The organism is Cellulomonas sp. RIT-PI-Y, assembly GCF_025642745.1.
Classification (GTDB): domain Bacteria; phylum Actinomycetota; class Actinomycetes; order Actinomycetales; family Cellulomonadaceae; genus Cellulomonas.
In genome coordinates this window covers 69,342-91,189 of sequence record NZ_JANZKP010000006.1, presented here as the reverse complement: position 1 = coordinate 91,189, position 21,848 = coordinate 69,342, and the positions used below count along the sequence as shown (strand labels likewise).

Below are 21,848 nucleotides of genomic sequence, written 5' to 3'. Positions count from 1 at the left end.
CCTGGAGCAGCCATGACGCCGACGACGCCGTCCCCGGCCCGCACCGACCACGACCCGACCGTCAGTCGGCCGCCCTCCTCGCCGGCCGCCGACCCGCCCACGGTGGTGGCCGCCGCGCTGGCTCCCGCCACCGGGTGGCTGGCCGAGGCGGTCGCCGAGGTGCGGCGCGACCCCGGGACACTGGCGCAGCCCTTCGCCTGGGCGGCGCGCCGGGTGGGACGGGATCCGCTCCGGCCGGGGAGCGATCCCGGTGGGGTGGTGCACGGCACCGTCGCCGATGCCGCCCGGGCCGCGCTGGTCGTGGCCGCGTTCGACGGAGACGTCGCACCGGATGCGCTCGCGGAGGAGCTTCGGGTGCGCTACCGGGAGGGCGACACCGGGGAGCGGCGCGGGGTGCTGCGCGGCCTGGACGCGTTGACCGTGCGCGGGCCGCTGCCGCCGGAGCTGGTACCGGTCGGCCTGGAGCTGGCCGCGGACGCGTTGCGGACGAACGACCCCTCGCTGGTCGCGGCCGCCACGGGCCCGTTCGCCGCGGCACACCTCGATCAGCACAGCTGGCGGCACGCCGTGGTGAAGCTGGTGTTCCAGCAGGTCAGCCTGGACGCGGTCACCGGTCTGACCGAACGAGCCGACGCGGAGCTGGCCCGGATGGCCGGTGACCTGGCGGCCGAACGACGGGCCGCCGGTCGCGTCGTCCCCGACGACCTCGCCCGGATCGCCGGGCCGGAGAAGGAGTTCTGATGCGCATCCTCGACCCGCACATCCACATGACCAGCCGCACCACCGACGACTACGAGGCGATGTACGCGGCCGGGGTCCGGGCGGTGGTGGAGCCCGCGTTCTGGCTCGGGCAGCCCCGGACCGGCGTGGGGTCCTTCGTGGACTACTTCGACGCGCTGATCGGCTGGGAGCGGTTCCGGGCGGCCCAGTTCGGCATCCGGCACCACGCGACGATCGGGCTGAACCCCAAGGAGGCGAACGACCCGCGCTGCCGGGAGGTGCTGGAGGTCATCCCGCGGTACCTGGCCAAGGAGGGCGTGGTCGCGGTCGGCGAACTGGGCTACGACGCGATGACCCGGGAGGAGGACGAGGTGTTCGCCGCACAGCTCGCGATGGCGGTGACGGCGGAGCTGCCCGCACTGGTGCACACCCCGCACCGGGACAAGCTGGCCGGGACCCGGCGGACGCTGGACGTGGTGCGGGACGCGGGCATGACGCCGGACCGGGTGCTGGTGGACCACCTGAACGAGACCACGGTGGCGCTGGTGCGGGACGCGGGGGCCTGGGCCGGGTTCTCGATCTACCCGGACACGAAGATGGACGAGGTCCGGATGGTGGCGATCCTGCGCGAGTACGGGCTGGAGCGGATGATCGTGAACTCCGCCGCGGACTGGGGTCGTTCCGACCCGCTGAAGACCTGGCGCACCGGGATGACCATGCTGGAGGCGGGGTTCACCGCGGACGAGGTCGACCAGGTGCTGTGGCGGAACCCGGTGGCGTTCTTCGGATCCACGCTGGTGCTCGACCCGGTGCCGGGGTTCGTCGCGGGGGCGGCGCCGGTGCCCGCCGAGTTCGCCGGGTCCTCGGTGCTGCGCGGCGTGCGGGCATGAGGCGGCGGGCGATGCTGCTGTCCTACTGCACCAACGTGCACCCCGCGGAGGACCTGGACGGAGTGGTCCAGCAGCTGGAGCGGTACGCCGGACCGGTGCGGCGCGCCGCGGGGCTGGACACGCTCGGGGTCGGGCTGTGGCTGCCCGCGACCCTGGCCCACCGGCTGGACCGGTCGGCGGCGGACCGGCAGCGGCTGCGCACGGTGCTGGACGAACAGCGACTCACCGTGCACACCCTGAACGCGTTCCCGTACGGCGGCTTCCACGCCGAGGTGGTGAAGCACGCGGTGTACCGGCCGACCTGGGCGGACCCGGAGCGGGCGGAGTACACGCTGGCCTGCGCTCGGGTGCTGGCGGAGCTGTTGCCGGAGGGGGCGGCCGGGTCGATCTCCACCCTGCCGCTCGGCTGGCGCGAGGGCTGGACCGACGACCGGGACCGCGCGGCCACCGACTCGCTGGCCCGGGTGTCCGAGCGGCTGCGGGCGCTGCCGCGCACGGTCCGGCTGGCGATCGAGCCGGAGCCGGGCTGCCATCTGGACACCGTGGACGACGTGGTCGACTGGCTGGCCGCCCGCACCGACGTGATCGACCCGGAGCACGTCGGGATCTGCCTGGACACCTGCCACCTGGCGACCTCCTTCGCTGACCCGGTCGAGGCGGTGCGCCGGATCCGGGACGCCGGACTGCGGGTGGTCAAGGTGCAGGCCTCCGCCGCGTTGCAGGTGGACGACCCCGGCGACCCGGTCGCGCGCGAGGCGGTGGCCCGGTTCGCCGAGCCGCGGTATCTGCACCAGACCCGGGAGCGTGGTCCGGACGGGGTGCTCCGGGCCGACGACCTGCCGGAGGCGCTGGACTCCCTGCCCGCCGCCGGACCCTGGCGGGTGCATGTGCACGTCCCGCTGCACGCCCGGCCCGCCGCACCGCTGTCCGCGACCACCGACGTGCTGCGGGCCGCGGTCGGGGCGGTCGCCCGCACCCCGCACGGGGACGAGGCGCACCTGGACGTGGAGACCTACACCTGGGCGGTGCTGCCGGAGGAGCTGGCGGCACGCGCCGAGTCCGACCTGGTCGCCGGGATCGCGGCCGAGCTGCGCTGGGCGGTCGAACACCTGTTGCCCGCCGACCTGTGGGCCGCCGACCGTCCCACCCGGCCGGTGCCGGTGCCCGCACCCGCCCCGACCGCCGCACGAGCCCGGAGGTCCGCATGAAGCCCGTCCTGCTGCTCGACGTCGTCGGGCTGACGCCGCGTGCCCTGGCCCACATGCCCCGGCTGAGCCGGCTGGCGTCCGGGGGGTGGCAGGCCCGCCTGGACACCGTGCTGCCCGCGGTGACCTGCTCGGTGCAGTCGACGATGCTCACCGGCCTGGCCCCCGCGCAACACGGCGCGGTGGGCAACGGCTGGTACTTCCGCGAGCTCGGGGAGGTGCACCTGTGGCGGCAGCACAACCGGCTGATCACCGGGGAGAAGCTGTGGGAGACCGCCCGGCGCGCCGATCCGGGGTACACCGCCGCGAACGTGTGCTGGTGGTACGCGATGGGGATGTCCACCGATGTGACGGTCACGCCGCGGCCGGTCTACCACGCGGACGGCCGCAAGTCGCCGGACGCCTACATCCGCCCGCCGGAGCTGCACGACGAGCTGACCGGGCGGTTCGGCGACTTCCCGCTGTTCACCTACTGGGGGCCGACCGCGTCGATCACCTCGACCCGGTGGATCGTCGACGCCACCCGGCACCTGCTGGCCACTCGGACCGATCCGCTGACGATGGCCTACCTGCCGCACCTGGACTACGACCTGCAGCGCTTCGGACCGCTCGACCCGCGGGCCGACGCCGCCGCCACGGAGCTGGACGCCGCGCTGGCGCCGCTGCTGGACGACGCCGCGTCCCGGGGGATCACGGTGCTGGTGGTCTCCGAGTACGGCATCGAGCCCGCGGACACCCCGGTCGACGTGAACCGGGTGCTGCGCTCGGCCGGGCTGCTGGAGGTCTACGTCCAGGACGGGCGTGAGCAGCTGGACCCGTGGAGCTCCCGGGCATTCGCGGTCGCCGACCACCAGGTGGCGCACGTCTACGTCCGGGACCCCGGCGACCTGCCCCGGGTGACCGCCCTGCTGCGCGGGCTGCCCGGCGTGGACCTGGTGCTGGACCGCGAGGCACAGGCCGGTCACGGGCTGGACCACCCGAACGCGGGGGAGCTGGTGCTGGTCGCCGCACCCGGTGCCTGGTTCACCTACTACTTCTGGCTGGACGACGACCGGGCACCGGACTACGCCCGCGGCGTCGACATCCATCGCAAGCCCGGTTACGACCCGGCGGAGCTGTTCTTCGACCCGTCGGACCGGTGGGCGAAGGCGCGGGCGGGACTGCATCTGGTGCGCAAGAGGCTCGGGCTGCGCTACGCGATGTCCACCACGCCGCTGGACCCGAGCTGCGTGCGCGGGACCCACGGCCGGTTGCCGGGATCGACCGCGGACGCACCGATGATCCTGTGCTCGGACGAGGAGGTGCCGCCGGTGGTCGCCGGGCACCTGCGCACCGGGGGTGTCCCGGCGTCGGCGGTGCGGTCGGCGGTGCTGGAACTGCAGGGGCTGGGGGCGCTGGTGGCCGATCCGGCCTGAATCCGCTGCAACGGATTCGGCCGGATCTCCCGAATCCGGCCGGTCGTTCCGTCCCGAATCATCCGATGATGTAACGCCCCTTGTGGGCACATCCGCCGCATGGCTAACGTCCCGGGAATCCCCGGCCGCCGCACAGGTTCCGGGCCACCCCTGCGACGAAGGAGTCGACGTGGCGCACCGCCCGAGCCCACCCGGATGGACCCGACGGATCCCGGCCCTGCTGGCCGCCCTGACCCTGATCGGCGCCGGACTCGTGCTGCCCGCCACTGCCGCCCCCGCCGCGGAGCCGCTGCGGGACGTCACGGTGAGCGTCGCGGGCACCACCGGTGCGGCGATGGGCTGCGACGACTGGGACGTGGCCTGCACGACGAGCGAGCTGACGGCGCGCACCGGCTCGGTGTACTCCGGCACCTTCACGCTGCCGGCCGGGCAGTACGCGTACAAGGTCGTCGTCGACCACAGCTGGGACGAGGCCTACGGCACCACCGACGGCCAGAACATCGAGTTCAGCCTGGCCACCGAGCAGGAGGTGACCTTCCGCTACGACGACGGGTCGCACGCGGTCGGCCAGCTGAGCGCGGACGGCGCGGTCAGCGTGGTCGCCGCCGGGGACTTCCAGACCCAGCTCGGCTGCGCCGGCACCTGGGACCCGGCCTGCCTGGGCAGCTGGCTGGCCCCGGTCGGCGGCACGGTCTACGAGCTGCGCACCGACCGGCTGACCGCGGGCAGCTATCAGACCAAGGCGGTCGTGGCCGGTGACTGGGCCCGGTCCTACCCGGGCAGCAACCTCGGCTTCGAGGTGCCCCGGGACGGCGCCGCGGTCGTGATGCGGCTCGACCTCGGCAGTGGGGAGTTCACCGTGGACGTCGACGGATCCGTGCCCGGTGCGGGGGCGACCGCCTACTGGCTGGACGCCGGGACGCTGGCCGTGCCGCCGACCGTTCCCGCGGACGGGGACTGGGCCCTGCAGGCCGCGCCGGCCGGCGGGATCGAGGTCGCCGACTCGGGGGTGACGCTCCCCGCCGACGGCCGGACCGTCCCGTTGACCGTGCGGCCCGAGCCGATCGCCGCCGGGACGCCGCGGGTCGCGGGCTACCGCGCGCTCGACCTGCCCTCCGGCCTGGACACCGCCGCGCTGCTGACCGGCGAGCTGCGGGTCACCCACACCGGCGCCGAGGGCGTCGACTACGCCACCGGGGTGCAGATCGCCGGGGTGGTGGACGCGCTGTTCACCGTCGACGCGGACACCCCGCTCGGCGTGACCTGGTCCGCAGGCGCCCCGACCCTGCGGCTGTGGGCCCCGACCGCGAAGTCGGTGACCCTCGACCTGGCGACCGGACCCGTGCCGATGACCCGGGCAGCCGACGGCACCTGGGCGGTCACGGGCACCCCGTCCTGGAACGGACTGACCTACCGCTACGACGTCGAGGTCTACGTCCCGAGCACCCGCACCGTCGAGCACAACGTGGTCACCGATCCGTACTCGGTGGCGCTCACCCTGAACTCGGAGCGCTCGGTCCTGGTCGACCTGGCCGATCCCGCGTTCCGGCCCGCTCTCTGGTCCGACACCCCGGCCCCGGTGGTCGAGAACCCGGTCGACCACACCATCTACGAGCTGCACGTGCGCGACTTCTCCATCGACGACAGCACCGTGCCCGAGGCCGAACGCGGCAGCTACCTGGCGTTCACCGAGTCCGAGTCCGACGGCATGCGGCACCTGCGCGACCTGGCACAGGCCGGGCTGACCACCGTGCACCTGCTGCCGACCTTCGACATCGCGTCCATCGAGGAGGACCGCACCCGGCAGGCCACAACCGGCGACCTGTCCGGCTTCGCCTCCGACTCCACCGAGCAGCAGGACGCGGTGAACGCGATCAAGGACGCCGACGCGTTCAACTGGGGCTACGACCCGTTCCACTTCTCCACCCCGGAGGGCTCCTACGCCACCACCGGGAACCAGGACGGCGGCGCACGGGTGGCCGAGTTCCGGTCCATGGTCGGCGGCCTGCACGCGGCCGGACTCCAGGTGGTGCTGGACCAGGTGTTCAACCACACCGCCGCCGCCGGGCAGGACGACAAGTCCGTGCTCGACCGGGTCGTGCCCGGCTACTACCACCGGCTGACCCCGGCCGGCGCGATCGAGACCTCGACCTGCTGCCAGAACCTCGCCACCGAGAACGCGATGACCGAGCGCCTGATGGTCGACTCGGTGGTCACCTGGGCCCGGGACTACCGGGTGGACGGCTTCCGCTTCGACCTGATGGGCCACCACTCGCGGGAGAACATGGAGGCGATCCGGGCCGCGCTGGACGAGCTCACCCTGGCCGAGGACGGCGTCGACGGCTCCGCGATCTACCTCTACGGCGAGGGCTGGGACTTCGGCGAGGTCAGCGGGAACGCCCTGTTCACCCAGGCCACCCAGGGGCAGCTGGACGGCACCGGGATCGGCACCTTCTCCGACCGGCTGCGCGACGCGGTGCGCGGCGGCAGCCCGGTGAACGGCGGGTCGCTGTTCGAGCAGGGCTTCGGCTCCGGACTGGCCACCGACCCGAACGGGAGGGAGGCGCAGATCGGCGACGGGTCCACGGTGCAGGACGGGTCCGCGGAGGAGTTCGCCGATCTGGCGCATGCCACCGACCTGGTCCGGCTCGGGCTGGCCGGGAACCTGCGGGACTTCGCGTTCACCACCGCCGACGGCGCGGTCCGCACCGGGGAACAGATCGACTACAACGGCTCACCGGCGGGCTACGCGGAGTCTCCGGAGGAGGTGGTCTCCTACGTCGACGCGCACGACAACGAGACCCTGTTCGACGTCCTGGCCACCAAGCTGCCCGCCGACCTGCCGATGGCCGACCGGGTCCGGATGAACACCCTCTCGCTGGCCACCGCGACGCTGTCCCAGTCGGTCAGCTTCTGGCACGCCGGCACCGACCTGCTGCGCAGCAAGTCGCTGGACCGCGACTCCTACAACTCCGGCGACCACTTCAACGCGCTGGACTGGACCGGTCTGGGCAACAACTTCGGCGTCGGGTTGCCCCCGGAGGAGAAGAACGCCGAGTTCTGGTCCGTCCAGGGCCCGCTGCTCGCGGACGCCGCGCTGGTCCCCGCGCCGGAGGACATCGCCGCGGCCACCGCCTCCGCCCAGGACCTGCTCCGGCTGCGTCACTCCACCCCATTGTTCCGGCTCGGCGACGCCGCGCAGATCGAGGCCAAGCTGACCTTCCCCGGCTCCGGGCCGGACGCCACCCCCGGCGTGATCGTGATGCGGGTGGACGACACGGTCGGCGCCGACGCCGACCCCGCGCTGGACGGTCTCCTGGTGGTCTTCAACACCACGGGAACCCCGGTCACCGAGGCGGTCGACGGTCTGGCCGGGCACGCGCTCGCCCTGTCCGGCGTCCAGGCCGAGGGTGCCGACGACGTGGTCCGCTCCACCACCTGGGACGCTGCGACCGGCACGGTCACGGTGCCGGCCCGGACCGTCGCGGTGCTGACCGAGGCGCAGGGGTCGACCCCGGTCGTCCCCGCCACGATCACGCTGTCCCCGGCCGAGGTCCGGGCCGGGGAGTCGCTCACCGTGCAGGGGTCCGGCTTCCCCGCCGGGGAGCCGGTGCAGCTCTGGTTGCACTCGGACCCGGTGCTGCTGACCACGGTCACCGCGGACGGATCCGGGGCCTTCACCGCGGAGGTCGTCGTGCCGGCCGGCACCGAGGCCGGGGCGCACACGCTGCGCGCAATCGCGGGCACCGTGGAGGCCTCCGCGCCGCTCACCGTGCTGGCCGCCGCTCCGGTCGCCGTCGACCCGGACCCCGGCACGGGCACGGACCCCGGCACCGGCGCGGCGACGGGCTCGGGCTCGACCGGTCGTGGCGCGCTCGCGACCACCGGGACCGGTGTCCTCGCGCTGCTGCTCACCGCCGGGGCCCTGCTCACCGCGGGCCTGATCGCCCGCCGCGCCACCCGCACCTGACCTCACGCCCGGCCCCACCCCTGCCGAGTGCGGAGAAGTTGTCGCCCATATCGCCCGTGGGAGGACAACTTCTTCGCACTCGGCCCGCGCTGCCGGTCGGGGGCGCGGGGGTGCGGGGGTTCGGGGGCAGGGGTGCGCGGGGTCAGGGCTGGACGCGGACGAGCATCTTGCCGGTGTTGGCGCCCCGCATCATGGCCAGGAACGCCTCGACGGTGTGCTCGATCCCGTCCACGACCGTCTCGTCGTAGGCGATCCGGCCCTCGGTGAACCACGGGGCGACCGTCCGCTGGAACTCCGGTGCCAGGTGCAGGTACGACCCGAGCGTGAAGCCCTGCAGGGTCAGTCCCCGGGTGATCAGGTTCGCGAGGTTGTCGGGCCCGGCGGCGGGCGTGGTGGCGTTGTAGCGCGAGATCGCCCCGCAGAGCGCGGCACGGCCGCCCGGGTTCAGCACGTCGAGCGCCGCTTCCAGGTGGTCGCCGCCGACGTTGTCGAAGAACACGTCCACCCCGTCCGGCGCGGCGGCGGCGAGCTGACCCCGGACGTCGCCGTCCTTGTAGTCGAAGGCGACGTCGTAGCCGTACTTCTCGGTCAGCAGCGCCACCTTCTCCGGCGACCCGGCGGAGCCGATCACCCGGGAGGCGCCGAGCAGCCGGGCGAGCTGCCCGGTCGCGGTGCCCACCGCACCGGCGGCGCCCGAGACGAACACGGTGTCCCCCGGGCGCAGCCCGGCGACCGCGGTCAGGCCGACGTAGGCCGTCATCCCGGTCATGCCCAGCACGTGCAGGTGCACGGACAGCGGGGTGTCCGGCAGGTCCGGCACCGCGCGGAACTCGGCGGCGTCGCCCTGTGCGAGGTCCGTCCAGCCCTGCTGGTGCAGCACCGGAGTGCCCACCGGCAGGTCCGCGACCGTCGACTCGATCACGCGGCCGACCGCGCCGCCGGTGATCGTGCCGCCGACCGGGTAGGGCGCGACGTAGCTGCGGACGTCGTTCATCCGGCCGCGCATGTACGGGTCGACCGACACGAACTCGTTCGCCACCCGGACCTGCCCGGGCCCGAGCTCCGGCAGCGGTGCGCGCTCGATCCGGAAGTCCTCCGGCACCGGCCACCCCTCGGGTCGGCGGGCCAGCTGGATCTGAGTGCGCTGGGGCTGGGTCACGACGGGTCCTCCTGAGACATCCGGCGCCGCACGGCGTGCGGCAGGTATTGTGTACCGATCGATCCACAATAACCTGACCACCCGGAAGAGGCAGTCGATGGCAGGCAGGCCGCAGTCGTTCGACCGGACCGCCGTGGTGCGCTCGGCCCGGGACGTGTTCTGGCGTGACGGATACGAGGCGGCCTCGCTCAGCGCCCTGGAACAGGCGACCGGCCTGCACCGGTCGAGCCTCTACCACGCCTTCGGGTCCAAGCGCGGGCTGTTCGACGCCGCGGTCGAGGACTACCTCGACGACGTGGTCCGCCCCCGCCTGGTGCCGTTGCACCCGCAGCCGGCACCCACCGCGCTGCGGACCTACCTGGCAGGGCTCCGGGACGCGATCCTGGCCGGCGGACGAGCCGGGTCCGGCTGCCTGCTGATCAGCGCGGCGGGGGCGGCGATCGGTGCCGACCCCGCGGTGGCCGCCGTGGTCGCGGGCTACCGGGCCGAGCTCCGGGCCGCCATCGGTCACGGCGTCGAGGCGTCGCTGCCCGGACGGGACCGGGGTGAACGGGACCGGCTGGCCGAGGTCTGCACGGGTCTGGTGGTCGCCGCGTTCGCCCTGGCCCGGGTCGAGCCCACCGCCGCGGCGGCCCAGCTCGACGCCGCGCTCGCGTCGCTGGACGTCGCGGCGGCCACACCGGTCTGAGCGCACCGCGCCGGATCAACGCTGCGCCGGATCGGCAGCAGTCGGGCGACCCCGGCGCGCCAGGATCAGTCGTCGGCCGGGCGGCGGGCCCCGATCCTGGCGCCGAGCAACCGGACGGTGAGCACGCCGGACACCGCCTGGGCAGCCATCAGGCCGACCAGCACCAGGAGCTGCACCTGCGCGGCCGTCGCGGGGGAGGCCCCGCCCAGCAGCAGGCCGACGAACGCGCCCGGCAGCGTGACCAGTCCGGCGCTGCGGGTCTGGTCGATGCCCGGCACCAGCGCCCAGCGCACCGCGTGCCGGGCCTGCTCCGCGACCGCGCGGCGGGGCGACGCCCCCAGGGCGATCCACCCCTCGACCTCGGCCCACTGACTCCGGGCGTCCTCCCGGAGCCGTCCGCCGGAGACCGCCGCGGCCGACATCCCGCCGCCGATCATCTGGGCCGCGAACGGCAGGACGGTCGCCGCGCCGGGGTCGAGGGCGCCGCTGGCCATCACGACCGCCACCGAGACGCCCGCGCCGGCGGTGATCGCGAGCACCAGGTGGCCGGTCACGGCCCGCCCGAGCCGGATCCGGCGGGCGGCGGTGACGGCGGCGGCCAGGACCGTCAGCGGCAGGTAGACCGCGATCCCGGCGGGGTGACGGAACACCCAGGCGATCACCAGCGCGACCAGCACCAGCTGCACCGCCGCGCGGGCCACGGCCCCGAGCGCGTCGCGGCCGACCGGCACCCGGCCGGCGCGGGTGACGCCGAGGAACACACCGACCAGGACGGCCGCGGCGGCGGCGGTGCGCAGGACGTCGGGCCAGGTCACGGCCGCAGCGTATCGACCTCCGTCGCCGGGCCCGTCCCGCGCAGGCGAGCCGGCTTCAGGCGGAGGCGCGGCTCCCGGTGATCCTGCCCCGTTCCGCGCGGGTGAGCGGCGGGATCGAGGCCAGCAGCTCCCGGGTGTAGGCATGCTCCGGCCGGTCGAAGATCTGCTCGACGTCGCCGGTCTCCACCGCGACGCCACGGCGCATCACGAGCACCCGGTGCGCGAGGTTCCGCACCACCGACAGGTCGTGCGAGATGAACACGATCGCCACCCCGAGGCGTTCCTGGAGGCCGACCAGCAGGTCCACGACCTGTGCCTGGATGGTCACGTCCAGCGCGGAGACCGGCTCGTCGCACACCAGGACGTCCGGGTCGCGCATCAGGGCCCGGGCGATCCCGATCCGCTGGCGCTGACCGCCGGAGAACTGGTGCGGGAACCGGTCCAGCGCGTCCCGGCCCAGTCCCACCAGCTCCAGCAGGTCGCCCGCCCGTGCGTGCCGCTCGGCGCGGCTGCCGGTGCGGGTCACGGTCAGCGGCTCGGCGATCACGTCCCGGACCCGCATCCGGGGGTCCAGGGAGGTGTACGGGTCCTGGAACACCATCTGGATGCCGCTGTGCGGCGCGCGTCGGCGGGCGCCGGTCCGCCGGGTCACGTTCACCCCGCGGAACGCGACCGTCCCCGCATCGGCGCTCTCCAGGCCCACCAGCACGCGGGCCAGCGTGGACTTGCCGCTGCCGGACTCGCCGACCACCGCGAGGGTCTCCCCACGGCGCAGCACCAGGTCGACGTCGTCCACCGCGCGCACGGTGCGCCGGGCCAGCGGCGAGCCGGTGCGGAACACCCGGACGATCCCGGTCGCCTCGAGCACCGTCTCGTGGCGGTCGGCGGGGGCCTCGGCCCGATCGGGATCGTCGGTCGCGCCGGGCACCGGATGCCCGCCCAGCACCCGGGGCGGCGCGGGATGCGGGGCGGAGGCGAGGAGGGTGCGGGTGTAGGCGGCGCGGGGTGCGGCGAAGACGCTGTCCGCGTCGCCCTGCTCGACGACCTCGCCGCGGTACATCACCGCGAGACGGTCGGCGACCTCGGTGACCACGCCGATGTCGTGGGTGATGAGCAGCACGGCCATGTCCAGGCGGCGCCGGAGGTCGTCCAGCAGCCGCAGGATCTGTGCCTGCACCGTGACGTCGAGCGCCGTGGTGGGCTCGTCGGCGATCAGCAGCTCGGGCTCCAGCGCGATCGCCATCGCGATCAGGATCCGCTGCCGCATGCCGCCGGAGAACTGGTGCGGGTAGTCGTCGACCCGGGCGGCGGGGTCGACGATCCCCACCAGATCGAGCAGCTCCACGGCCCGGTCGCGGGCGGCGCGGCGGCCGAGACCGCGATGCACCCGGACGATCTCGCCGAGCTGGTCGCCGATGCTCAGCACCGGGTTGAGCGAGGACAGCGCGTCCTGCAGCACCATGCTCATCCGCTCGCCGCGCAACCGACGGCGCTGCACCTCGGTGAGGGCGAGCAGATCGGTGCCGCCGAGGCTGAGCTCGGTCGCGGTGACCCGGGCGGCGGGGTCCTGGATGCCCATCACGGCCCGCGCCGTGACGGTCTTGCCCGAGCCGGACTCGCCGAGCAGGGCGACGAGCTGGCCCGCGTGCACGTCGAGGTCGACGCCGCTCGCCACGGTGACCGGCGGGCGGCCGGGCGAGTCGAACGCGATGTCCAGGCCGCGGACGCGCAACACCGGGGTGGCGCCGCCGGTGGCGGGTGCGCCGGGCAGGGGAGTGGTCGGCATGCCTCTCATCATGCACACCGATCGCCGCCGGAATGTTTCACGGAAGAAAACTCTGCACCGATCTGTTCCTCAACGGTTGACGTGTATGCCGGAAAGCACCAAGAGTGACGGTCGTGAAGCCGGGAGGATCCGGTGCGCCGGCCGTCCGGCGCCGCCGTCGCTGCCCGGCCCCCCGACCGAGGAGGCCCCACGTGCTCGACCCCGCCGAGCGGTACACCGGATACACCGCCTACGACTATCTGGAGCCGGGGGTGGACTACCGGGAGTTCCGGTACGCCCAGCAGCTCGGCCGCGTGCCCGAGTACGCCGGGCTCGACCTCAGCGACGAGCAGGCCGAACGGGCGATGCGCCTGCTCGCCACCGAGACCGTGATCTCCCTGCACGAGCACGTGCAGGTGTTCCCCGAGGACATGGGGCAGCTCCGCGACCACATCCGCCAGGGCCGGGAGCCCACCGCCTACGCCGGGCTGGCCCGCTCCGGGCTGACCGCCGTGTTCGACAACGGGATGGACGGCACCTGCTGCATCTCCTCGGACGCGGGCTGGAAGTACCAGGACGTGCTCTTCGACCTCGGGGTGCGGATGGCGGACCTGGCGCACCAGGACTTCGTGGTGAAGGGCGAGACGCTCGCCGATATCCGCCACGCGCAGGAGACCGGCCGGATCGCGCACGTCTTCGCGCTGGAGGCCGCGACCATGATCGAGAACGAGGTCGACCGGCTCGACGTGCTGTACGGGTTCGGCGTCCGGCAGATGGGCATCGCCTACTCCGAGGCGAACACGCTCGGCAGCGGGCTGAAGGAGCGCGGTGACGGCGGGCTGACCTTCTTCGGCGAGCGCGCGGTGCGCCGGATGAACCAGCTCGGCATCGCGATCGACATCTCGCACTCCGGCGACCGGACCTGCCTGGACGTCATCCGCGCCTCGACCAAGCCGGTGTTCATCACCCACGCCGGCGCCCGATCCGTGTGGCCGACCAACCGGATGAAGACCGACGAGACGATCGTCGAGTGCGCCCGGCGCGGCGGGGTGATCGGGCTGGAGGCCGCCCCGCACACCACACTGTCGCCCGAGCACCCCCGGCACAGCCTGGAGTCGGTGATGGACCACTTCCAGTACTGCGTCGACCTGGTCGGCCTGGAGCACGTCGCCTTCGGTCCGGACACCCTGTTCGGCGACCACGTCGGGCTGCACGACGCCTTCGCCTCGAACCTCTCCCTCGGCCAGGCGCACGCCGGGGTCGAGTACGAGAAGGTCCCGTACGTCGACGGCCTGGAGAACCCGGCCGAGGCGTTCGGGAACATCATCGGCTGGCTGGTCCAGCACGGGTACTCCGACGACGAGATCCGCGCCGTCGTCGGCGGCAACATCGTCCGCGTTCTCGAGGAGGTCTGGGTCTGATGTCTCATCGTCCACCCGCGCTCGTCGGAGCGGCCCTCGCCGTCACCGGCGCGCTCGCGCTCGGCGCCTGCGCGCCGTCGGCACCGGAGGAGGGCACCGGGTCCGCCTCCGGTGCGACCGCCACGGCCGGCACCGACACGCTCACCATCGCCACCACCACCGACGTCGTGAACTACAACCCGCTGATCGGCAACAGCCGCAGCGACTACTGGATCACCAACCTGATGTACCCCCACCTGCTCTCCATCGCGGACGACGGCAGCAAGGAGCCGTACCTCGCCACCGATTGGGGCTACACCGACGACACCACCGGCTACTACGAGATCCGGGACGACTTCACCTGGAGCGACGGCGAGCCGCTCACCGCCGAGGACGTGGCCTACACCCTGAACGCGGTGAAGAACGATGCTCCCTCCGGCACGTTCTACGGCCAGATGGGCACCTTCGCCTCGGCGGAGGCGGTCTCGGACACCCGGGTCGAGGTCACCCTGACCGAGCCGGACACCTCGCTGATCGAGGAGATCGGGTTCTGGGGCAACATCGTCCCGCAGCACGTCTTCGAGCCGGCCGGCTCGGTCGCGGAGTTCGCCAACGACGGCTCCGACGGCGGCTGGGTCAGCGCCGGGCCCTACGTGCTGACCGACGTGCAGGTCGGGCAGAGCTACACCCTGGAGCGCACCGACTCCTTCCCGCTGGTGGACGGCGGTGTCCCGGTCCCGGCGAAGGTCGTCTACCGGGTGCTGCCGGACGTGAACACGGAGATCCTCGCGCTGCAGAGCGGCGAGGTCGACGCGATCGCCAACGCCCTGCCGCCGGCACAGGTGGAACAGCTGCGGAACACCGACGGCATCGAGATCGCCGAGGTCACCGGACTGGGCTACGCCCACATGGTCTACAACATGCAGAACCCGGACCTCGCCACCACCGAGGTCCGCCAGGCACTGGCCCATGCGGCCGACTACGAGGCGATCCGCACCGTGGTGCTGCAGGGCCAGGCCGTGTCGACCGGGTCCAGCCCGCTGATGCCGGTGCTCGCGGACTACTACGACGACTCCTTGACCGAGTACGCGTTCGACCCCGAGCTGTCCCGGTCGCTGATGGAGGAGGCGGGCTACACCGCGGGCGCCGACGGCATGTTCCCGGTGTCGTTCCGGCTGATCTACTCCCTGCAGGACTCGGTCACCAGCCAGTGGGCGCAGATGGTCAAGGACAGCGCGGCCGAGGCCGGGATCACGATCGAGCTGCAGGGCACCGAGCGGAACACCTACCTCGCGATGACCGCCGACGGCGACTACGACATCTACGCCGGCAACTTCGCGATCATGGACGACCCGGTCACCAACTTCCGGCTGTCCTACCTGCCCGGCGGCGCCATCAACTACACCTACGTCGACGACCCGGAGCTGAACTCCCTGGTCGCCGAGGCGGGGGTCGCGACCGACGCCGACGACAAGATCGACCTGATGCGCCAGGCCGCCGCGATCGTGCACGAGCAGGTCTACGACAACGTCATGTACACGCAGAACCTGTACATGGCCTACAGCTCCGACTGGGCCGGCTTCGTGTCCAAGCCCTCCGAGCTGCTGTCCATCGTCAACCCGGTGTCGGTGGCCTCGGCGCACCGCACCGACGGCTGAGAGGGGTCGCCCGCGTGTCCGTCGCCCTGTTCGTCCTCCGCCGTCTCGGGCTGGGACTGGTCACCGTCTGGTTCGCCGTGACCGTGACCTTCCTGCTCCTGCGGCTGCTGCCCGGGGATCCGGCCCTCGCGGTGGCGAGCCCGAACATGACCCCCGACGCGCGGGCGGCCCTGCTCACCCAGTACGGCCTGGACCAGCCGTTGCCCACCCAGTACCTGCTGTACCTCGGCCAGCTGGTGCAGGGGAACCTCGGGACCTCGTTCACCCAGTCGATCCCGGTGGTGGACGTGCTGGCCGAGCGGCTGCCGTGGACGCTGCTGCTCACCGCGAGCGCCCTGGTGCTGACCGTGCTGCTCGGCATCCCGCTGGGTGTGGCCGCGGCCGCGCACCGCGGGGGCCTGGTCGACCGGGTGGTGCAGGTGGTCGGCGTCACCGGTCAGTCGCTCTTCGTGCCCAGCATCGGGATCTTCGTGCTGTACGTGTTCGGGCTCCGGCTGGGCTGGCTGCCGATCGGCGGCGCGTACTCCGACGGCACCTACGGCGCTGCCTGGTACGGGTCGGTGCTCGCTCACCTGGTGCTGCCGGCGCTGTCGCTGACCCTGATCCAGCTCGGCTCCTACGTGCTGACCATGCGCGCCACCCTGGTCGACGCCCTGGACGACGACTACGTGGTGCTCGCCCGGGCGAACGGCATCCCGCCCCGGCGGATCCTGTGGAAGCACGCGCTGCGCAACGCCCTGCTGCCCGCCACCACCCTGATCGGGCTCCAGCTCGGCTTCCTGGTCGGCGGGGCGGTGCTGACCGAGACCGTGTTCGCCTACCCGGGGGTCGGCCGGGGCATCTACGAGGCGGTGACCCAGCTCGACTTCCCGGTGCTCCAAGGCGCCTTCCTGCTGCTGGCCGTCACGGTGGTCGCGGCCAACACGCTGACCGACATCGCCTACGGGTTCCTCGACCCGAGAGTGAAGGCCTCATGACCTCCCCGATCCCCGAGAGCGCGCTGGTCGACCTGGCCGGCCCGACCCCCGCCGAGCCGGAGGGGACCGCCGACGGCACCCGTGCCGGGCGGGCGACCTGGCGGGCGTTCCGCCGTCAACCGCTCGGCATGGTCTCGCTGGTGATCCTCCTGCTGCTGGTGGCGGTCAGCATCGCCGCACCGCTGCTGGTCGACGCCCCGGCCTCGTACGGCACCGACGTGCTGCGGCCGCCCGGCGGCGGCCACCCGTTCGGCACCGACGCCCTGGGCCGCGACGTGCTGGCCGAGGTGGTGTGGGGCACCCGGCAGTCCGTGCTGGTGGCCGTGGCCGCCTCGGTGATCGCGATCGCGTTCGGCACGCTGGTCGCCGTGGTGGGCGCCTACGTGAAGGCGGTGGACGCCGTGGTCGGCGTGGTGGTCGACCTCACGCTGTCGTTGCCGGTGCTGCCGCTGATGATCCTGGTGGCGGCGCTGGTCGGACCGAGCACCAGCACGATCATCGGGGTGGTGGCCGCGTTCTCCTGGCCGGAGGTGACCCGGCTGGTGCGGTCGCAGGCGCTCGCGGTGGTGACGCTGCCGTACGTGGATGCCGCCCGGCTGATGACCCGGCGCCACGGGTGGATCATCGGGCGGCACATCGTCCCGGCGGTCACGCCGGTGATCGTGGTCTCCGTGGTGGTGACCGCCTCCCGCGCGGTCCTGTCCGCGGCGGGGCTGGCGTTCTTGGGCCTGGGGGACCCCACCACGTGGTCCTGGGGCCGGATCCTGTACGAGGCGCAGCAGTCGGGCGCGATGGTGAGCGCCTGGTGGCTGACCCTGTTCCCCTCGCTCGCGATCCTGGCCCTGGTGCTGTCGGCGACCCTGCTGTCGATCGCGTACAACGACGCCCGGAATCCGAGGAACCATGCGCGCTGAGTCCACCGGCCCCGATCCGGCGCCGCGGACGACCCGTCTGCCGGCCGAGGTGCTCGACCGGCTGCAGGACCGGGTGCGCGCCCGGGCGGCGGCCGCGGGCCTGGTCGCGGTGCTGACCGACGACCCCGGGGACGTGGCCTACCTGACCGGGTTCTTCCACCATCCGTGCGAGCGCCCGGTGGCCGCACTCGTCGGCACGGACGGGAGCACCGTCCTGCTGGTGCCCGAGCTGGAGCGCCAGCACGCCGAGGAGCAGCACGCCCGCGCCGAGATCGTCTCCTACGCCGAGTACCCCGGACTCGCGAGCCCGTTCGCGGTTCTCGCACGGGCGGCCGGTGCGGCGGTGCGCACCGGCCGGGTCGGGGTGACCACCGCGATCACCCAGCACCGGCTCGCGCTCGCGGCCACGGCGCTCCCGCAGGTGGACTGGGTGCCCACCGACCTGGTGGAGCGCGCCCGGTACGTCAAGCTGCCCGAGGAGGTGGCGCTGCACCGCGAAGCCGCCCGGATCACCGACCTGATGCTCGCCGCCGGGATCGCCCTGCTGACCGAGGCGGTGCACGACGGCCGTCCGCTGCCCTCCGAGCAGGAACTCGCCGCACACGTCACCCGGACCGGCACGGCCACGATGTACGCGGAGCACGCGGACGTCGTGGTGGTCTCCCCGCTGGCCGGCGGCCTGGTCTACGGCGGCGCCAACTCCGCCATCCCGCACGGGCTGCCCTCGGGGTACCGGCTGCGGCCCGGGGACACGTTCATGCTCTCCCTCGGCTGCGCGGTCGGCGGCCGGTTCGTCGAGGGCGAGCGGACCTTCGTGCTCGGGGAGCCGACCGCTGAGCAGCGCCGGTTCCACGACGCGGTGCGTGACGCGCAGGCCGAGGGCGCTCGGGCGATCGCCCCCGGTGTCCGGTGCGCGGACAGCAACGCGCGCTGCCTCGCGGTGATCCGGGACCGGGGTCTCGGAGGGTATCTGAGACACCGGCAGGGGCACGGGATCGGTGTCGGCATGCACGAGCCGCCGTGGCTGGAGGACGGTGATCCCACGCCGCTCGAGCCGGGGATGGTCGTCTCGAACGAGCCGGGGATCTACGTGCCCGGGCACGCGGGCTACCGGATCAGCGACTCGATGCTGGTCACCGAGGACGGCTCGGAGCCGCTCACCTCCTTCCCTCGCGGGCTCGACGCCTGCACCGTGCCCGTCTGACCGCGCGGGGACGGTGCACACCGACCCCGCTCCGCATCGTCCGTCCGTCCGTCCCGCAGGAGGCAGTCCATGAGTCCGTCCGAGGTGTCACCCGAGTTCGCCGCCGCGACCACACCGGCGCAGCGTGTCCGGATCAACGGGAACGAGCTCGCCGTCGAGGTGCTCGGCCCGCCGGACGCGCCCGTCGTCCTCACCCACCACGGTGCCCCGGGACTCGGGTCCCGTGCCGAGCCGCGGGCCAGCTTCGGGCGGCTGGCGGACGAGTACCGGGTGATCGTCTTCGACGCGCGCGGCAGCGGCGAGAGCGAGGGCTCGGGTGAGTTCTCGCACGAGCAGTGGGCGGCCGACCTGGACGGCCTGCGCGAGTGGGCGGGCGCGGAGACCGTGGCGATGGCCGGCGGCTCCTACGGCGGGTTCATGGCGATGGAGTACGCGGTGCGCTACCCCGACCGGGTCAGCGCGCTGGTGCTCCGGGACACCTCCCCGGACCACGGGAACGCGGCGCTGGCCCGGCAGAACGCCCTCGCCTCGGACCGGGTCACGATCGACATGGAGAAGTTCGACCGGATCGATTCGGGCCGGGTGCGCGACGACGCGGATCTGGCGGACTGCTGGCGCGAGATCCTCCCGCTCTACGACTACGTCTACGACCCGGAGGCGGTGGAGCGCAAGGTCCGTGCCACGCCGTACCGGTACCGGGCGCACAACGCCGCCTTCTCGCAGAACCTGCCCCGCTACGATCTCAAGCCGGTGCTGCCCGGTGTGACGGCGCCGACGCTGGTCACGGTCGGTCGGACGGACTGGATCACGCCGGTGTCGTGCAGTGAGACGATCGCCCGGCTGGTGCCGGACGCCCGGCTGGTCGTGTTCGAACGGTCGGGCCACTCACCGCAGATCGAGGAGGCCGAGGAATGGACGTCGACCGTGCGGAGCTTCCTGCACGAGGTGTACCCGCCGACCGTGCGACCGGTGCCGCCCGCGTGAACCCCCGGCTCCAGCTGCTCGACGACCTCGACCGGCGCATCGTCGTCGCGATGCAGCAGGACGGGCGGGCGTCGTGGCGGACCATCGCGGACGCCGTGGACAGCCCGGTCACGACGGTGGTGCGGCGCGGCCAGCAGTTGCTCGCGGACGGCATCGTCAAGGTGACGGCCGTGCCCGCCCTCGGTGCGCACGGGCTGTACGACAACTTCTGGATCCGGATCACCTGCACCCCGGGTGCCCAGGCCGCGGTCGCCGAGCAGCTGGTGGCCCGGCCCGATGTGCGGTTCTGCACGATCGTGACCGGGGAGTTCGACATCATCGCCGAACTGGTCGTGCACGGCGGGGCCGATCGGTACCCGTACCTGCTGGCCGACCTGCAGACCATCCCCGGCATCGAGCGCTGGCGCAGCGACCTGATCATGCACGTCTACAAGGTCAGCCACGACTGGGGCCGTCAGCTGTCCGGCGCTCTGCTCACGGACGGCACCCCCACGCCGGTGCAGGCCCGCACCGCCGAACCGGAGCCGTGCGACCCCAGCCACATGGACGCCGCCGACTGGGCGATCCTGGAGCGGCTGCGCCTGGACGGCCGGGACACCTTCCAGTCGATCGCCCAGACGGTCGGGATGAACGAGAGCAGCGTGCGGCGCCGGTTCGACCGGATGCGGGCCAACGCCTGCGTCGAGGTGGTCACCCTGGTGCCGTCGGCGGCGCTCGGGATGGGCACCGAGACCCTGGTGACGGTCCGCGTGGCGCCCGCGCGGCTGGAGGCGGTGGCCCGGCAGCTCGCGACGCACGCGTCCGTCCGCTACCTGGCCGCGCTGCTGGACGACAACTCGCTGCTGTGCGAGGTGATCACCCCGTCGGCCACCGAGCTGCACGCCTTCATCCAGCGCACGCTCTCCCTGCTCGACGGGGTGGAGGGCTGGAGCGCGTCGATGGAGCTGGTCTACCTCAAGCGCGGTTCGGTGGAGACGCCGTGGTGGCGGGCCCAGCTCGGACCGGAGTCGGCGGTCGCGGTCTGACCGGCCGCCGAGCGGGTCCGGCCGGGCGTCGAACGGCTCAGCCCGGCTGCGCCGTGGACCCCCGGCGGACCAGCGTGGTGTCCAGCCGGACGTGCGTGGTGGCGGGCCGGTCCCCGTTCAGCAGTGCCAGCAGCAGGGTCACCGCCTCCGCCCCGAGCCGCTGGATCGGCTGCCGGACGGTGGTCAGCGGCGGGGTGGCCCCGGCGGCCTCCGGCACGTCGTCGAATCCGACCACCGACAGGTCCTCCGGCACCCGCAGTCCGGCGGCCCGGGCGACCTCCATCGCCGCGATCGCCGAGATGTCGTTGGCCGCGAACACGGCGGTGGGGCGGTCCGCGAGCCCGAGCAGCTCGGACATCGGCGCCCGGGCGGCCTCGGAGCGGTAGTCGCCGACCCGGATCAGGGACTCGTCCACCGGCAGCCCGGCCGCGGCCAGCGCGTCCCGGTAGCCGGTCTCGCGCAGGTGCGAGGACTCCAGGTCGGGACGTCCGGCCAGGAAGGCGATCCGGCGGTGCCCGAGCCCGATCAGGTGCTCGGTCGCCAGCCGGGCGCCGGTGAGATTGTCGGAGTCGACGGTGGGGAAGCCGCTCGGGCCGGTGTGCGGGTCGACCGCGACCACCGGGATCTGCGCGTCCACGTCGACCACGGAGGGGGTGACCAGCACCGCGCCGTCGATCAGGGTGCCGCTGAGCCGGGAGAGGTAGCGGCGCTCCCATCCGGCGCCGCCGCTGACCGTGGCCCCGGTGTAGGCCAGCAGCTCGTAGCCCGCGTCCGACACCGCGGCGGCCGCGCCCTTGAGGATCTCGGTGCTGAACGGTTCGAACTCGGCGACCAGGATCCCGATCACGTGGGTCCGGTGCGAGCGCAGCGAGCGGGCCACCAGGCTCGACTCGTAGCCCAGCTCCTGGATCACCTGCTGCACCCGGGTCGAGGTGGACTGCGCCACCCCGTACCGGCCGTTGATCACCTTGGACACCGTGGACACCGAGACGTCGGCCGCCCGTGCCACGTCCGTGATCGTCACTCGACGCGTCATGGACCGCAGCGTACCGGGTTGCG

17 protein-coding genes are annotated in these 21,848 nt (G+C 73.3%); 13 read left to right on the top strand and 4 right to left on the bottom strand.

Annotated elements, in window-relative coordinates; all coding sequences use genetic code 11:
• The first annotated feature begins 12 nt into the window (after positions 1-12).
• The 5 genes from OGL89_RS03790 (at position 13) to pulA (ending at position 8,200) form a co-directional block, all read left to right on the top strand.
• On the top strand, positions 13-741 hold the full coding sequence (locus OGL89_RS03790) for an EboA domain-containing protein (RefSeq protein ID WP_263118539.1): 729 nt from the start codon (positions 13-15) through the stop codon (positions 739-741).
• Positions 741-1,610 (top strand): TatD family hydrolase, encoded by an 870-nt coding sequence (locus OGL89_RS03785; RefSeq protein WP_263118538.1) that lies wholly within the window; start codon positions 741-743, stop codon positions 1,608-1,610. Before OGL89_RS03790 ends, OGL89_RS03785 begins: the two co-directional genes overlap by 1 nt.
• An 11-nt stretch (positions 1,611-1,621) precedes the next feature.
• Positions 1,622-2,818: a metabolite traffic protein EboE gene (gene eboE / locus OGL89_RS03780; RefSeq protein ID WP_263118537.1), complete on the top strand. Its 1,197-nt coding sequence runs from the start codon at positions 1,622-1,624 to the stop codon at positions 2,816-2,818.
• On the top strand, positions 2,815-4,230 hold the full coding sequence (locus OGL89_RS03775; protein ID WP_263118536.1) for a nucleotide pyrophosphatase/phosphodiesterase family protein: 1,416 nt from the start codon (positions 2,815-2,817) through the stop codon (positions 4,228-4,230). The genes eboE and OGL89_RS03775 overlap by 4 nt, the downstream gene beginning before the upstream one ends.
• Positions 4,231-4,399: 169 nt before the next feature.
• Positions 4,400-8,200, top strand: coding sequence for a pullulanase-type alpha-1,6-glucosidase (pulA, locus tag OGL89_RS03770; RefSeq protein ID WP_263118535.1), 3,801 nt, complete (start codon positions 4,400-4,402; stop codon positions 8,198-8,200).
• A gap of 142 nt (positions 8,201-8,342) precedes the next feature.
• On the opposite strand, the gene OGL89_RS03765 is transcribed toward pulA, so the two are convergent.
• Positions 8,343-9,359: an NADP-dependent oxidoreductase gene (locus OGL89_RS03765; RefSeq protein WP_263118534.1), complete on the bottom strand. Its 1,017-nt coding sequence runs from the start codon at positions 9,357-9,359 to the stop codon at positions 8,343-8,345.
• A gap of 97 nt (positions 9,360-9,456) precedes the next feature.
• Between OGL89_RS03765 and OGL89_RS03760 the strand changes: the two genes are divergently transcribed.
• Positions 9,457-10,047 carry a TetR/AcrR family transcriptional regulator gene (locus OGL89_RS03760; RefSeq protein WP_263118533.1) on the top strand — a complete coding sequence of 197 codons (591 nt, stop codon included), beginning with the start codon at positions 9,457-9,459 and terminating at the stop codon, positions 10,045-10,047.
• Between the two features lie 65 nt (positions 10,048-10,112).
• Here the strand turns inward: OGL89_RS03760 and OGL89_RS03755 are convergent, their stop codons facing one another.
• Positions 10,113-10,862 (bottom strand): ABC transporter permease, encoded by a 750-nt coding sequence (locus tag OGL89_RS03755; RefSeq protein WP_263118532.1) that lies wholly within the window; start codon positions 10,860-10,862, stop codon positions 10,113-10,115.
• A gap of 55 nt (positions 10,863-10,917) precedes the next feature.
• On the bottom strand, positions 10,918-12,648 hold the full coding sequence (locus OGL89_RS03750; protein ID WP_263118531.1) for an ABC transporter ATP-binding protein: 1,731 nt from the start codon (positions 12,646-12,648) through the stop codon (positions 10,918-10,920).
• A 191-nt stretch (positions 12,649-12,839) separates the two neighbouring features.
• Between OGL89_RS03750 and OGL89_RS03745 the strand changes: the two genes are divergently transcribed.
• The 7 genes from OGL89_RS03745 (at position 12,840) to OGL89_RS03715 (ending at position 20,789) form a co-directional block, all read left to right on the top strand.
• The gene (locus tag OGL89_RS03745; RefSeq protein WP_263118530.1) at positions 12,840-14,048 is read left to right on the top strand and encodes a dipeptidase; all 1,209 of its coding nucleotides are present in this window, start codon (positions 12,840-12,842) and stop codon (positions 14,046-14,048) included.
• Positions 14,048-15,685, top strand: a complete 1,638-nt coding sequence (locus OGL89_RS03740) for an ABC transporter substrate-binding protein (RefSeq protein WP_263118529.1) — start codon at positions 14,048-14,050, stop codon at positions 15,683-15,685. Before OGL89_RS03745 ends, OGL89_RS03740 begins: the two co-directional genes overlap by 1 nt.
• A 14-nt stretch (positions 15,686-15,699) precedes the next feature.
• A complete protein-coding gene (locus OGL89_RS03735; RefSeq protein ID WP_263118528.1) occupies positions 15,700-16,662 on the top strand; it encodes an ABC transporter permease in 963 nt (320 codons plus the stop codon).
• Positions 16,659-17,576: an ABC transporter permease gene (locus tag OGL89_RS03730; protein WP_263118527.1), complete on the top strand. Its 918-nt coding sequence runs from the start codon at positions 16,659-16,661 to the stop codon at positions 17,574-17,576. Before OGL89_RS03735 ends, OGL89_RS03730 begins: the two co-directional genes overlap by 4 nt.
• Positions 17,566-18,780: a Xaa-Pro peptidase family protein gene (locus tag OGL89_RS03725; RefSeq protein ID WP_263118526.1), complete on the top strand. Its 1,215-nt coding sequence runs from the start codon at positions 17,566-17,568 to the stop codon at positions 18,778-18,780. The genes OGL89_RS03730 and OGL89_RS03725 overlap by 11 nt, the downstream gene beginning before the upstream one ends.
• 69 nt (positions 18,781-18,849) lie before the next feature.
• A complete protein-coding gene (locus OGL89_RS03720) occupies positions 18,850-19,764 on the top strand; it encodes an alpha/beta hydrolase (protein WP_263118525.1) in 915 nt (304 codons plus the stop codon).
• Complete coding sequence (locus OGL89_RS03715; RefSeq protein WP_263118524.1) at positions 19,761-20,789, top strand: Lrp/AsnC family transcriptional regulator; 1,029 nt, start codon at positions 19,761-19,763, stop codon at positions 20,787-20,789. The genes OGL89_RS03720 and OGL89_RS03715 overlap by 4 nt, the downstream gene beginning before the upstream one ends.
• A gap of 37 nt (positions 20,790-20,826) precedes the next feature.
• On the opposite strand, the gene OGL89_RS03710 is transcribed toward OGL89_RS03715, so the two are convergent.
• Complete coding sequence (locus OGL89_RS03710; protein ID WP_263118523.1) at positions 20,827-21,825, bottom strand: LacI family DNA-binding transcriptional regulator; 999 nt, start codon at positions 21,823-21,825, stop codon at positions 20,827-20,829.
• Positions 21,826-21,848 lie beyond the last annotated feature (23 nt).

Bases quoted from the DNA above. Each gene is read 5' to 3' on its own strand.
- OGL89_RS03760 (WP_263118533.1), top strand. From the start codon at position 9,457: ATGGCAGGCAGGCCGCAGTCGTTCGACCGGACCGCCGTGGTGCGCTCG.
- OGL89_RS03740 (WP_263118529.1), top strand. From the start codon at position 14,048: ATGTCTCATCGTCCACCCGCGCTCGTCGGAGCGGCCCTCGCCGTCACC.
- OGL89_RS03775 (WP_263118536.1), top strand. From the start codon at position 2,815: ATGAAGCCCGTCCTGCTGCTCGACGTCGTCGGGCTGACGCCGCGTGCC.
- eboE (WP_263118537.1), top strand. From the start codon at position 1,622: ATGCTGCTGTCCTACTGCACCAACGTGCACCCCGCGGAGGACCTGGAC.
- OGL89_RS03720 (WP_263118525.1), top strand. From the start codon at position 18,850: ATGAGTCCGTCCGAGGTGTCACCCGAGTTCGCCGCCGCGACCACACCG.
- OGL89_RS03750 (WP_263118531.1), bottom strand. From the start codon at position 12,648: ATGCCGACCACTCCCCTGCCCGGCGCACCCGCCACCGGCGGCGCCACC.
- OGL89_RS03730 (WP_263118527.1), top strand. From the start codon at position 16,659: ATGACCTCCCCGATCCCCGAGAGCGCGCTGGTCGACCTGGCCGGCCCG.
- OGL89_RS03790 (WP_263118539.1), top strand. From the start codon at position 13: ATGACGCCGACGACGCCGTCCCCGGCCCGCACCGACCACGACCCGACC.
- OGL89_RS03710 (WP_263118523.1), bottom strand. From the start codon at position 21,825: ATGACGCGTCGAGTGACGATCACGGACGTGGCACGGGCGGCCGACGTC.
- OGL89_RS03725 (WP_263118526.1), top strand. From the start codon at position 17,566: ATGCGCGCTGAGTCCACCGGCCCCGATCCGGCGCCGCGGACGACCCGT.
- OGL89_RS03785 (WP_263118538.1), top strand. From the start codon at position 741: ATGCGCATCCTCGACCCGCACATCCACATGACCAGCCGCACCACCGAC.